Genomic DNA, 14,260 nt, shown 5'->3' with positions numbered 1-14,260 from the left:
CTATCGGCTGCCGACGTCGAATTCCGACAGCATCGTCTGGAGCCGCTCGGACTGCTCGGCCAGCGATTCGATGCTGGCGCTGACCTGTGACATGGACGCAGCCTGTTCCTGGGCGGTCGCGGAGGCAGTCTCGGTCTCCGCGGCGGTCGCCTCGCTGATGTCCACGGCTTCCTCGACCATCGACACCGCTTCCTCGGTCGTGGCGGCCTGGTCGTCCGTCGTGTCGCTGATCTCCTGAATCCCGTTGTCGGTCGCCTCTGCGTTCTCGGCCACTTGTGTGAACGTATCGACGACCTCCTCGACGGCTGCTGTACTCTCCTGCATATCCTCCTTGGCTCCCCGTGCCTCCGTGACCGTGGTTTCGGTCTGTGCCTGGGTCTCCTCGATGAGCTGTTCGATTTCGGTCGCCGAGGCCTGCGTCTCCTCGGCCAGCTGTTTGACCTCGTCGGCGACGACCGCGAACCCGTCGCCGCCCGACCCGTTTCCGGCCCGTGCAGCCTCGATGTTTGCGTTCAGGGCCAGCATGTTCGTCTGCTCGGCAATGTCGCCGATGAGATCGACGATCTCACCGATTTCGGCCATCTTCTCGTCGAGCCGTTCGACGTTCTCGACCGTGGAGTCGATGGCGGTCTGGACCTCGCGGGACCCCTCTATCGCCTCCTGTGCCGTCTCTTCGCCGGCGTCCGCTATTTCGGCCGTCTCGCGGGACCGCTCCGCGACGGTCTCGGCGGACGCGGCGACCTCTTCGACGGTCGCCGACAGGTCAGTCATCTCGCTGGAGACGGTTTCGAGCATCTCGCGCTGGTCGACCGCCCCGCTGGCGATGCCCTGAATCGACTCGCTCATGTCCTCGCTGGCCTCGGTCGCCTCGCTCGCACCGGCCGTGACCTGGTCGCTCGTCGTCGCAACCTCCTGGGAGAACGTCTGTATGTCCTCCATCGCCGACTCGGTCTCGGTCATCATCTTGTTGAACGACTCGGCTATCTGCACCATCGCTTCGTTGTCGGCCACGTCGGGGTCGACGCGAACCGTCAGGTCGCCGTCGGCGGCGGCCGCCATCGCCTCGCTGAATCTGCTGGCCGTCGCTTCGAGTTCCGTGTTCTGCTGTTCGACGGCCCGCATCTTTTGTTCCGCCTCCTCACGGGCCTCCTTCGCCTCGGCGCGTTTCCGCTCTATCTCCTCTTGCTTTGCCTGGAGGTCGTCGATTTCAGAGGCGCGCTGTTCGGCCTGTTCGAACCGCGCTCGTGATTTCTCGCGCGACCGCTCGGTCGACACCCAGTTGTTCACGAGGGCGACACACAGCATCAGGACGAACCCGCCGTGGATGAGCCCCCACACCCACGGGTTGTTAATCGCCGCCGTGTGGTTGTAGACGCGGCTCGGGTCGATTGTTCCGAAGTAGCCGTGGGTGAGAACCACGTACGCCAGTCCCCACAGGAACGGGACCCAGTCCTCGTACACGGCGACCATTGCCATCCCGACGAAGAAGTGAAAGTGGGCTTCGATATAGCCGCCGGAGAACTGGACGAGAGCGAGCGACGAAACGAACACGCCCGTGACCGAGAGAATCGTCCTGACACGCCGCCTGAACCGTTTGATGAGGCTCCCCGCCGACAGGGCGAACACAACCCCACAAAGCAAGAGGACCCGAGGCAGCGGAGTCGCGGGTATCTGCGCTTCAGCTATCGGCGTCGACCCGGTGTAGACCCCGAGCCCGAACAGAAACGGGATGTGCAGCAACGTCACAAGCACTACGCTCCGGTGTCGGTTACGCCACTGCTTGTCCGGGATTGTCGACCCGTCTGGGATATAGGATACAAAGCTTTCTAGCCGCTCGACTGGGCCTGGATTGCCGTCTGTTGGCTGCCCAATATCTCCCGTTGGCTGTGCCATATGTACACACGGTGTGGATACCACGGATTAACCCTTTCGCGCAGATTATCATTCCCTGAACTGCCGAATCGCCACGGAACAGATATATTGAAGAGGTATCCCCGCTCCCGACGTCGGCACTGTCTACTGTTTACGCTTACAGACGTGCGTGGTGTTCAGGTCACAACACTCTGATTTTCGATAGCGGTTTCAGCCCGGGAATAGCGTGTACGTACACTCACACGGTGCGCTCAAACACAGACGACTCGTACCGTAGTATCAACTGAAATAACAGGTACCGCTCTCTGCGGTCAGGAGCTGACGTTTTCGCGGCTGTCTCAAATTCGCACTCGCTTCCGGCCGTCCGGGCCCGCTACGTATCGGTCCCTGAGACGGACCTGGCTGCCTTCTTCGCACCGTAGTATGCCCACTCCGCACTGTAACAGAACACGCACCCGCGAAAGGTCGGCCGGTCGAGGCTCCCGGTGTCGTCAGCGTTACTGCTCATATGTCTACTTGGTGTGACAGCACAATGAACCCCACGGCTACCCCTGCCGCTGACGATACCCGAGCGACACGCTTATTCGGCCGAAGAGCCGATTTCGCACAACGCCGATGAGTACGGAGACGCCGGACCCAGACGAGACAGAGACCTTCCAGCAGGTGTGTGCGGAGCTGGTCGACCGGATTCTCGCAGGCGAGGTCGAACGCGACGACGTCGAATCAGCCAAGATTGACGTCTGCCGCGAGTACTCCGCACCAAAAGTGCCGAAAAACTCCGAGCTGCTCGATTACGCGCCACAGGAGCACCGCGAGGTGCTGGAGGAGGTACTCCAGCGCAAGCCGGTTCGGACTGCCTCAGGCGTCTCCCCTATCGCCATCATGACCTCGCCCGAGCGGTGCCCCCACGGGAAGTGCCTGTACTGTCCCGGCGGCCCCGACTCGGAGTTCTCCTCCGCCCAGTCATACACCGGGCACGAACCCGCGGCCGCACGCGGGGAACAGAACGATTACGACCCGTACGGTCAGGTCACCCTTCGGCTCAACCAACTGCGGGAGATCGGTCACCCCGTCGACAAGGCTGAACTCATCGTGATGGGCGGGACGATGACGGCCCGGAGCCACGACTATCAGGAGTGGTTCGTCAAACGAGCCTTGGAGGCGATGAACGACTTCGACGTGGACGCTGAGCCGACGCCCGCCGAAGACGTGAGTTTCGCCGAAGACGACTACGAGTTCCGCTATCTGGAGGACGTCATCGCCGAGAACGAGACCGCAGATGTCCGCAACGTCGCCACGACCTTCGAGACGAAGCCCGACTGGTGTGACCCCGAGCAGATAGACCGGATGCTGGACCTCGGGGGGACGAAAGTCGAGGTCGGCGTCCAGACGACCTTCGAGCGGATCAACCGCGAGATGCACCGCGGGCACGGCGTTCAGGCTTCCATCGACGCGAACCGCCGACTCCGCGACTCAGGGTTCAAAGTAGGGTTCCACATGATGCCGGGCCAGCCGGGCATGTCCAAGGAGATGTGTCTGGAGGACTTCCGACGTATCTTCGAGGAGACTGATTGGCGGCCGGACTACCTCAAGATATACCCGACGCTGATCGTCGAAGGGACCGTCACCTACGACTGGTGGCGCAAAGACGAGTTCGACCCACTGGACAACGACGAGGCCGCTGAATTGGTCGCCGAAATCAAGGACATGATTCCCCGCTACACCCGCCTCCAGCGCGTCCAGCGGGACATCCCGGCGGACTTCATCGAGGGTGGCGTCTGGAAGTCGAACCTCCGCCAGCTCGCTTGGCAGCGCATGGAAGAACACGGCTGGACGTGTGACTGCATCCGCTGTCGGGAGGCCGGACACAGCGATGAGGCCGCCGAGAACATCGAACTCGGCGTGATGACCTACGAGGCCTGTGGCGGTACGGAACACTTCATCTCCTTCGAGGACTTCGAGAACGACGTCCTCGTCGGCTTCTGCCGACTTCGGTTCCCCAACGACCCGGTGCGCCGTGAGTTACAGAACGCCGCAATCGTGCGTGAACTCCACGTTTACGGCAACGCCGTCGGCGTCGGGCAGGAAGGTGACGACGATGACCACCAGCACAAGGGGTACGGCAAGAAGCTGCTGGAAAAAGCGGAGACACTGGCCCGAGACGCCGGCTTCCCGAAACTGGCCGTCATCTCCGGCATCGGTGTCCGTCAGTACTACCGTGAGAAGTTGGGATACAAGCAGGACGGGCCGTACGTGAGCAAGCGTCTCTGATAGCCTGCTGACCTGCTGCCCGGGCGTGTGACCGGGGTTCTGTCGACAAAGTATGGCTGCGGAACTACGCTGTCGTGTGTCTTACCACGGGAGTTGCGGCATCGCGCGGCAGGAATCAGGCGATGAGCGAAAGCCCGGCTGTCATTTGAGGTACTATATGTATACCGACGCGGTAGCCATGCGGGCCGGGCGCGGCGAACGAGCCATTATCTGTAAGGCTGGGTTACGCCGTTTATTAGACCAGAACCGACGGTAGCGGACGGGAGACGCGATAATAGCACCTTACTCTGCGATTCACTCCTGCTAACTAATTACCATACTGTCATCGGCCCACCCATGGGTAAGATTACGGGCCTGTGGCTAACAGCGATGACGCTACTGGCTGTGGTTGCGGTGTCGACGGCCCCGATGTTCGGGCCGGGTGTCGCGGCGGGAGCCAATCACGAGACAGCGACTATCGAAGTGACCGACGCGTCAGCGACAAAAACCAACAGTTCAGGAACGCACGACGCGCCGTTCTCAGTCGTCTCCGACATGGAGTTTCTGGTGGAGTTCACGGCTGAAAACACCGGAGACGTCGACGGCACCAAACAGGTAACGATCACGGCAGACGACGAGCAAGTCGACCAGGTCGACGTTGCGGTTGGTGGCGGCCAGCAGACGACGGAGAGCGTCCCAATCACGCTTGAAGACACAGGCGAGTACGATATCGCCGTCGACGGTGTCTCAGCCGGGACGGTAACCGTCGTTGACCCACCGAACATCACGGTCACCGAGACGACCGTCAACAGAACTTCCGTTACGCGAGGTGAACATGTCGAAGTAACCCACACGCTGAAAAACACCGGCGGGAAAGCCGGCGAGCTGACCATTACACCGGCGCTGCAGGACACGGACACGGGGGAGTCACAGATTGTCAACGAACTCGATGTTGCGGTCGGTGGCGGCGAGACGGAAACGACTTCGTGGACGCTGAACACCGGATCCCTTGACGACCTGCCTGCCGGGGAATACGAACTGCGAGCCGGTGGGGACTCGAACCCGACACTCACCATCGAAGAGCCGACGCGGTTCACTGTCGAGTACTCACGGCTACGTGATGAATCGACAGTGACAGACGAGCCAGTCGAACTCACCGTTCGGATGGCAAACCCCAGAGACGGCGACGGCTCGGCGACGGAGACGGTCGTGCTGCAGGCTGACGGCTCTGAAATCGCCACCCGGACCGTCGAAATTGAGAACGGCGAGACGGAGACACTGGTGTTCTCGCCGACCTTCGACAGCGAAGGGGCGTATGACCTGATAATAAACGGCGAGTCGGTCGGGACCGTTGAAGTTGCAGATGCGGCCTCGATCCAGATTCGAGACGCGGGGCTCATCGACACTCAGGTCAACACTGACACGGACACGGGTGGTATCGGGACCCGCGAGCCAGAGCTGTGGGTAATGGTTGCGAACACTGGCGGACAGGCCGGGACGATAACGCTGCCAATCGAAGTCGGCGGCACGCAGGTCGGACAGGAGTCCATGACGGTTCCGGCCGGAGAGACTGTCAACGAGACACTCCGCTATCGACTCGAAGGAGCTGTTGACGAGGGCGACCACGAGGTCACGGTCGGAGATGTCACCGCTGGCACCCTGACCGTCGGAACGCCTGATATCCAGGTGACCGACGCGAGCTGGAACCGCACGACGATTACCCGAGGCGACGCGGCAGAGCTGACGGTGATGGCCAGGAACGACGGGACCGTGACCGCAGGGCAGGAGTTCCGGGTCGAAACGGAGACCGAAGTCGTCGACGCCGTCTCGTTCGACCTTGCACCGGGCGACTCCGGGACTGATACGTACGTTCGAACGTTCAACGAGCCCGGGACGTACCAGTTCACGGTCGGCAGCGAGACACAGACGGTCACAGTCGAGCAGCCAGCGACGTTCGCGGTATCCGATAGGGCGCTGAACACGACGAGTGTGAGCGAGGGCGAGAGCGTCACGGTGACTGCAACAGTCACGAACACCGGCGACCAGCCCGGTACCTACGAAATCCCGCTTACCGTCGCTGACGAGCGGGCAAACGCCGCGGAACTGCAACTAGAGCCCGGAGAATCGACGCCTGTCTCGTTCACCGAGCCGTTCACTGCCGTTGGCACGTACCCTATCGACCTTGACGGCGAGCGGGTCGGGACGGTTCGCGTGTCTGAGGCGGCAACGTTCGAAACCACCGCTGTCGACCTGAACCGAACGGATGTCGTCACCGGAGAGCCGATAGCGGTCACCGCGACCGTCCGGAACGAAGGCGACCAGACGGGGACGGCCGACGTGCGGTTGCAGGGGGACGGTACCACGATAGATACGCAGTCGGTGACACTCGACGGCGGCGGGGAAACGACCGTCACGTTCGTCCAGTCGTTCAGCGATGCGGGGACGCGTGCTATCGCCGTCGACAACCAGTTCGGGGCCCGTGTGACCGTGTCTGAGCCGGCGACGTTCGAAATCAGCAACGCAGCGGTCAGTAGCGAATCCGTGATTCAGGGTGGTGCTGTCGAGCTTACCGCGACCGTCACGAACACTGGTGGACAGGCGGGAAGCGTCACGGGGAACTTCTCAGTGGCGAATTCCGTCGTGGAGAGCCGGGAAGTGACCCTAGCTGGCGGCGAGGCGACGGAAATCACGTACGAACACGTCTTCAACAACAGTGGGAACTACGTGGTCAGTATCAATGGCGAGCGGGCGGGCACGGTCACGGTCAAGGAGCCGGCGGCGTTCGACACAGCTGCCGTCGACCTGAACCGGACGAGCGCCCGGACAGGCGAGCCAATTGAGGTGACTGCCACGGTCGTCAACGATGGCGACCAGACGGGGACCTCTCCGGTTCGCCTCCAGACCAACGCCGACATCGTGGACACGACGAACGTCACGCTCCCGGGCGGCCAACAGACCGAGGTCACCTTCGTCTACGTCTTCGAGAGTGGCGGCGAGTACGACGTGGCGGTCAACGGTGACTCCGGCGGAAACATCTCAGTGACACAACCCGCGACGTTCGAGGTTCGCGACGCAAAACTGAGTAGCCAGTCCGCCGAAACCGGTGAGTCAGTGGACGTGACAGCGACTGTCGCAAATGTCGGCACGGAGAGCGGGAATTACACCGCGGCGCTCGCAGAGAGCAACCAGACGCTCAAGTCCAAAACAATCGGTCCGATTGCCGGCGGCGAGACTGCAACTGTGTCGTTCAGTATCTCCTTCGACGATGAGGGCAACCGGTCGCTCTCTATTGGCAACACCCCGACTGAAACGCTTGCAGTCGAAGCTGAAGCCAGTAGTAACGGTGGCGGTGGTGGCGGTGGTGGCGGTGGCGGCGGTGGCGGATTCGATTTCGATGACGAACCGGAGGAGACCGACGACGGCGGCGGCGCAGAGGCGCCCGCTATCTCGCAGTCCCAGATTGATAACGGAGTCACTGTCAGAGTGACTGCCGACGCTGCGAACTCGACGGTCTCCCAGTCGCTGAACCGTTCCGGCCCGTCAGAGACCGCGCCGGCGTTCACTCTCTCAGCGCTCTCGCTCAACGTGACCAATGCCAGTGATGGGTTCAACACGACACTGCTTGGCCCACACGCTACGCCGAACGACATGGCCGCGGTTCAGGAAGACGGTGTGCGCGGGTACGTGACTGTCACCTCTGGCGCGAATGCGTCCGCCGTCAGCCGGGCGACGTACACGCTTCGACTCAACGAATCGGCGCTTCCGAACAACGGGTCGATGGACGCCGTCCGGGTGTATCAGTACCACAACGAGTCCTGGAGTCAGCTACCAAGCACCGTCAACGGAACGAACAGATCAATTCGAGCGACATCGCCCAATCTAGCAACTATTGCCATCGTTTCCCCGGTCGCTAATGCGTCCACCCAGACGACAGTGCCGTCCTCGGCGAATGCATCGACTCCGACGCCTGCTGAACTCACCGTTGCTGATGCGTCCCTGATGGCTGATTGGGTCCGGGCAGGGTTCAACACGTCAGTGCGAGCGACAGTCGAGAATCCGAGCGACAAAACCGTCGAGCAGGCACTGACAGTCACCGTCGACGGCGACTCGGTCGCATCTCGGACCGTCCGACTCACTGCCGGCGAGCAAACTACTGTGACGATAGAGTTCGAGGCTGTCGACGGCCCAGTCGCAGTCAACGGCGTCAGTGCCGGCGACCTCCGTGTCGGCTCGACTACCGCCCAGGGCACAGGCGGGTCCGGGACTGCCGATGCTGGTGAAAGCGGCGGCGGCGCGGAGCCAGCTGCGGAAACGGTCACAGCGTCCGGCCCGGGATTCACCGTCCAGCTAGTCGCCGTCGTGTTGGCGCTGATCACCGGTTTCGCCCGCCTCCGTCGACGAGTGTAGGGCGTCGTCGACAGAGGCCGCCTGTCGCTCCTGTTTCAGCGTTGGAAGGACGACCTTACCGACGGTTTGGCTGCTCCGTAACTAATTCGCCACTCACGTACGCCCCTGTATGAGCGAGGCACGAACACTCTACACTGCCGTCGCTGTCGTTTTTACCATCGCTGTACTCGCGTCCGCCTTCGCCGTCGGCAGCGTAGTTGCTTCCGACGCCAGTCTACAGAGCGGGTCAGACGCAACAGCAAGCACACCCGGAATGACCGTTTCATCTGGCCTCGAGCGCCACACAGGGACACTGCTCGGGCAGGTCAACGGGACAGACACACCGGATGACGGTGAGCAGACTGAGGAAGAACCTGAGACCGAGGAACCGACGGAAACTGAAGCAACTGAGGAGCCGAGTGAAACCGAAGAGCCAACGGAAACAGGGGAGACTGAAGAATCGACTGAAACGGAAGCACCTACAGAAACTGCGGAGACGGAGGAAGCGACCGAGACAGAGGAGCCGACTGAAACCGAGGAACCCACAGAAACGGCGGAACCGACCGAGACTGAAGAACCCCCTGAAACCGAGGAGCCGACTGAAACCGAGGAGCCGACTGAAACCGAAGATACTGACGAGACAGAGGAACCGACCGAAACGGAAGAACCAACCGAGAACGGAAGCCAGACGCAAACCGACACAGATGGCGGTGCCGACAGAGGCGATTCTGACACCGATGATTCGGACAATCCAGACGACAGTTCCGATAGCTCGAATGCCTCAGACGACGGGGAGAACGCGATGACACAGAACGAAACGGCGGGCGGCGGTGCGCCTGCTGACAACACGACCCCTGGCGAGAACGGAACCGTCGGGTTCGGGATGGAAACTGAATCGGTCACCGATGGGGCACCCACACCCGCCGGGCAGGGCAGCGCCGATGTCCGGATTTCGGATGCGTCACTGTCGGCTGACTGGGTCCGGGCCGGGTTCAATACGACTGTGCGAACGACAGTAACGAACACTCGCTCGCGGCCGGTCAACGAGACACTGACTGTGACGGTCGACGGCGAACCGGTGACAACGGACCGGGTGGCGCTCAATCCCAGAGAAGAAACTGTCGTCGAGACTGAGTTCGAGGCGGTCAATGGAACCGTTCGGGTCAACGGCAAGACCGCGGGATCGCTCACAGTCGAAACCCAATCCGTCTCCGGAACTGACGGCGACGACCGGGAAACGACCGCGGCCCGAGGCCCCGGGTTCTCGCTCACGCAGGCGGGCGTCGCTATGGCGATACTCACGGTCATCTGCTGGACGCGTCAGGGCGTCCGGCGCGGCCGGGGCCGCTGAATCGGACCACTGGCGGGCGGTCCGAACTGCTTGTGTGGTGGATTTTTACTCGTACCGTCCGACTGGTCAGTATGGCTCGTAACCTCGCAGTCGTTGGTGCCGGTGGTGCCGGCGCGGCGGCAACGTACGCGCTCCACGATGCGGACGTCGACGTAACAGTGTTCGAGAAGAGCCGCGGCGTCTGCGGGCGCGCTGCGACCCGGCGACGCGGCGACTGCACGTACGAGTACGGGGCGAACTATCTCAAGGCCGATGACGACCGGGTGACGGAACTGGTCACGGAGGTCCTCCCGACTGAGGGGCTCGTTGATATCGAGGAACCGGTGTACGCGTTCGACAGGACTGGCGACATCGATGCCGGCCGGGACGCTGACGAACACAAGTGGACGTACGAGGCAGGCATTACACAGCTCGCGAAGCGGCTGTTCAACGAGACCGACGCCGAGATAGAGAACGGCGTTCGGGTCGAGCGTCTGGAGCGACAACACGACGGCTGGCAACTAGAGGACGACGACGGAACGGACCTGGGGCATTACGACGCCGCGCTGCTGACACCGCCCGCCCCACAGACGGCTGACCTGCTGGGGCAGTCGCGGTGGGACCACGACGACTGCCGGGAGCTTCGGCAGGAAATCGCGTCGGTCCCTTACAGAACGGTCATCGCCGGGGTGTTGCACTACCCATTCGAACTGGACGTGCCGTGGTACGCCGCGGTCAACAGCGACAAGGACCACGACATCGGCTGGATCGGCCGCGAAGAGTGCAAGGACGGCCACGTCCCCGACGGCGAGTCCCTGCTGTTGGTCCAGATGAACGAGCCGTGGTCGATTGCGAACTACGACGAACACCCCGACACGCTCGTCGACGATATCGCCGCGAGGACGGCTCGACTGCTGGACGACGACCGGCTGGCCGACCCGGACTGGACCGACCACCAGCACTGGCGCTACTCTCAGCCCGAGGGCGACGTCGACCACGACCTGCTTTCCTGTGCGGCCGACCACGACCTGCATTTCGCCGGCGACTGGGCGGTCGGTGAGGGGCGACTCCACGCGGCCCTGCGGAACGGACTGGAGACGGGCGAGGCAATCGCCGACGGCGGGTAACGGAACGCCTTTGGGTGCCCGCCGACAGCCACCGACATGGACCACAAGCGGGAACTGACGAGCGTCGATCTCGCCGCCCTGGAGGGTGAACTCGCCGGCTACGAGGGCGCGAAGCTCGACAAGGCGTACCTCTACCCCGAGGACGACCTCGTCAGACTGAAGCTCCGGGACTTCGACCGCGGGCGCGTCGAGTTCCTCATCGAGGTCGGTGATGTCAAGCGCGCCCACGTTGCCGACCAGAGCCACGTCCCCGACGCGCCGGGTCGGCCGCCGGACTTCGCAATGATGCTCCGGAACCGGCTGTCGGGCGCTGACCTCGTCCGCGTCGAGCAGTTCGAGTTCGACCGCATCATCGAACTGGAGTTCGACCGCGAGGACGCCTCGACCACCATCGTCGCGGAACTGTTCGGTGACGGGAACGTTGCCGTGCTGGACGAACACGGCGAGGTCATCGACTGTCTGGAGACGGTGCGGCTCAAGTCCCGCACTGTCGCGCCGGGGACGCCCTACGAGTTCCCGTCGGCGCGGTTCAATCCGATGACCGTCGATTACGACGGCTTCGTCGCCCGAATCAAGGAATCCGATGCCGACCTCGTCCGGACGCTGGCCACGCAACTGAACTTCGGCGGTCTCTACGGCGAGGAGCTGTGTACCCGCGCCGGCATCGACTACAACGTCGCCGTCGACGACCTCGATGAGTCCGATTTCGAGCGGCTGTACGAACTCGTTGACGAGATGGGGACGCGCCTGCGTGAGGGCGATGTCGACCCCCGGGTGTACTACGAGACGCTCGACGACGGTGACGGCGATGGTGCGAGCAGTTCGGACCCTGACGACGAACCGGACCGCCGACGCGTCGACGTGACGCCGATTCCGCTGGCGGAGTACGAGGAACTGTACAGCGAATCCTTCACGGAGTTCAACCCCGCGCTGGACGACTACTTCTTCAATTTCCAGCGTGAGGGGGAAGTCGAGGGCGGCGAAACACAGCGCCCCGACTTTGAGGCCGAAATCGAGAAACAGAAGCGCATTATCCAGCAGCAGGAACAGGCCATCGAGGACTTCGAGGCCGACGCCGAAGCCGAGCGGGAGAAGGCCGAACTGCTGTACGCCAACTACGACCTCGTCGACGACGTGCTCTCGACGGTCCGGACCGCGCGTGAGGACGACGTGTCCTGGGACGACATCGAAGCGAAGTTCGACGAGGGCGCGGAGCGCGGCATCCCGGCCGCCGAGGCGGTCGTCTCGCTGGACGGCAGCGAGGGGACGGTGACGCTCGATATCGACGGGACGCGTGTCACGGTGGACGCCTTCACTGGCGTCGAGAAGAACGCCGACGAACTGTACAAGGAAGCAAAACGCATCGAGGAAAAGAAAGAGGGCGCGCTCACCGCCATCGAGAACACCCGCGAGGACCTCGAAGCGGTCAAAGAGCGACGCGACGAGTGGGAGGCCGACGACGGCGAGGACGACCTTGAAGAAGACGAGAGCGAGGACGAACCGACTGACTGGCTCTCGATGCAGTCCATCCCCACCCGGTCGACCGAACGCTGGTACGAGCAGTTCCGCTGGTTCCACACCTCGGACGGCTTCCTCGTCATCGGTGGCCGCGACGCCGACGACAACGAGGAACTCGTCCAGAAATATCTGGAGGGCGGTGACAAGTTCTTCCACGCACAGGCTCACGGCGGCCCGGTCACGGTGCTCAAAGCCACCGGCCCCAGTGAGCCGTCCAAGGAGGTGGACTTCCCGCAATCCTCGCTGGACCAGGCCGCGCAGTTCGCCGTCTCCTATTCCTCGGTCTGGAAAGACGGGAAGTTCGCCGGCGACGTGTACATGGTCGACCCCGACCAAGTGTCGAAGACGCCCGAGAGCGGCGAGTATCTGGAGAAGGGCGGCTTCGCTATCCGCGGCGACCGGACCTACTTCGAGTCAACGCCGGCCGGTATCGCTGTCGGCATCACCTGCGACGACGAGACACGGGTCATCGGCGGCCCACCGGCGGCCATCGAGGGGCAGGCCGCGACGAGTATCACCGTCGAGCCGGGTCAGTACGCCCAGAACGACATCGCCAAGCGCCTCTATCGGGAGTTCAAGGACCGATTCGCAGACGAAACGTTCGTCCGTAAGGTGGCTAGCCCGGATCAGATACAGGAGTTCCTGCCGCCCGGCGGCAGTCGGATGACCGAGGAGTGACGATGCCGGGCCAGCGCGCCGGGGCCGGTGGTGGTCGGCATGAGTGACCTCGGGAAAATCGACCGCGAGGTGTTCGATAGCGTCATCTACCCGGAACTGGGTGCGGACCGCGATGATGTCGTTCTCGGGCCGACACACGGCATCGACTTCGGCGTCATCGACATGGGCGGCGAGGCGCTCGTCACGGCGACCGACCCGCTGTCGGTCCTTCCCGAATTGGGATTCGAGCGGGCCGGCCGGTTCGCGCTGGACGTGGTGCTTGCCGACGTGGCCGTCTCCGGAATCCCGCCGTCGCACCTCTCGGTGACGTTCACGCTTCCGCCCGAGATGACCGACGACGAACTGGCGGCGATGTGGCACGGCTTCGCCGGGCGGGCCGAGGAGGTCGGCGTAAGTGTCGTCACCGGTCACACCGCCCGCTATGCGGGGGTCGACTACTCCTGGGTCGGCGGCGCGACGGTGCTCGGCGTCGGGTCCCACGACGATGTCGTCCGGCCGGACGGCGCGCGCCCCGGCGACAAACTGGTCGTCGGGACCGGCCCCGCCGCGGAGGTCACGGGCCTGTTCGCCCGCCTCTTCCCAGGACAGATCGGCCTCTCGCCAGAGCAGGCCGCCGTCGCACAGGAACGACTGGCCGACACTGCCCTCGTCGAGGACGCGATGGCCGCGGCGAACGCCGGCGACGTGACGGCGATGCACGACGCCACTGAGGGCGGCATCGTCGGCGCGTTTGTCGAGATGGCCGACGGCGCGAACGCCCAGTTCGACGTGGACAGCGACGCGGTACCGCTGGCCGACGGCGTCGAGGCGCTCTGTGACGCCATCGACGTCGACCCCTGGCACGTCAGCAGTTGTGGGACGCTTCTGGCCGCCGTCGACCCTGCGGACGCCGACGACGTTGTCAATGCGCTCCGGGACCGCGGGACACCGGCCGCCGTCGTCGGCGAGGTGAGCGAGGGGACGGGGCTGTACGTCGACGGCGCTCGGCAGTCACATCCCGGGGCTGACCCCTCGTGGGAGGCGTTCGCGCGGTTGCAGGCGGCCGCGGACGGGGACCCCGACAGCCAGTGACCCACTGACTCTACCGCAGCGTCCACAA

At 63.5% G+C, this 14,260-nt stretch carries 8 protein-coding genes; 6 read left to right on the top strand and 2 right to left on the bottom strand.

Going from position 1 to position 14,260, the window contains the following annotated elements:
• Together AMS69_RS11755 and AMS69_RS21110 are read right to left on the bottom strand one after the other, a co-directional pair.
• On the bottom strand, positions 1–1,893 hold the full coding sequence (locus AMS69_RS11755) for a methyl-accepting chemotaxis protein (protein WP_080508827.1): 1,893 nt from the start codon (positions 1,891–1,893) through the stop codon (positions 1–3).
• Between the two features lie 352 nt (positions 1,894–2,245).
• Positions 2,246–2,380 (bottom strand): hypothetical protein, encoded by a 135-nt coding sequence (locus AMS69_RS21110; RefSeq protein ID WP_274378008.1) that lies wholly within the window; start codon positions 2,378–2,380, stop codon positions 2,246–2,248.
• Positions 2,381–2,487: 107 nt separating this feature from the next.
• On the opposite strand from AMS69_RS21110, the gene AMS69_RS11750 reads away from it, so the two are divergent.
• The 6 genes from AMS69_RS11750 to AMS69_RS11725 all read left to right on the top strand — a co-directional run bounded on the left by AMS69_RS11750 (position 2,488) and on the right by AMS69_RS11725 (position 14,232).
• Entirely contained in the window at positions 2,488–4,143 is a 1,656-nt protein-coding gene (locus tag AMS69_RS11750) for a tRNA uridine(34) 5-carboxymethylaminomethyl modification radical SAM/GNAT enzyme Elp3 (protein ID WP_053968254.1), read from the top strand.
• A 336-nt stretch (positions 4,144–4,479) separates the two neighbouring features.
• The gene (locus tag AMS69_RS11745; protein WP_238378386.1) at positions 4,480–8,529 is read left to right on the top strand and encodes a CARDB domain-containing protein; all 4,050 of its coding nucleotides are present in this window, start codon (positions 4,480–4,482) and stop codon (positions 8,527–8,529) included.
• Positions 8,530–8,638: 109 nt separating this feature from the next.
• Entirely contained in the window at positions 8,639–9,859 is a 1,221-nt protein-coding gene (locus AMS69_RS11740) for a hypothetical protein (protein WP_053968253.1), read from the top strand.
• Positions 9,860–9,930: 71 nt separating this feature from the next.
• The gene (locus tag AMS69_RS11735) at positions 9,931–10,965 is read left to right on the top strand and encodes an NAD(P)/FAD-dependent oxidoreductase (protein WP_053968252.1); all 1,035 of its coding nucleotides are present in this window, start codon (positions 9,931–9,933) and stop codon (positions 10,963–10,965) included.
• Between the two features lie 36 nt (positions 10,966–11,001).
• Entirely contained in the window at positions 11,002–13,161 is a 2,160-nt protein-coding gene (gene rqcH / locus AMS69_RS11730) for a ribosome rescue protein RqcH (RefSeq protein WP_053968251.1), read from the top strand.
• A 39-nt stretch (positions 13,162–13,200) separates the two neighbouring features.
• Positions 13,201–14,232, top strand: coding sequence for an AIR synthase family protein (locus tag AMS69_RS11725; RefSeq protein ID WP_053968361.1), 1,032 nt, complete (start codon positions 13,201–13,203; stop codon positions 14,230–14,232).
• The last annotated feature ends 28 nt before the right edge of the window (positions 14,233–14,260 follow it).

It is taken from the genome of Haloarcula rubripromontorii (assembly GCF_001280425.1).
Classification (GTDB): domain Archaea; phylum Halobacteriota; class Halobacteria; order Halobacteriales; family Haloarculaceae; genus Haloarcula; species Haloarcula rubripromontorii.
The sequence above is the reverse complement of the archived record's forward strand: the minus strand, read 5'-3'. Positions and strand labels throughout refer to the sequence as shown.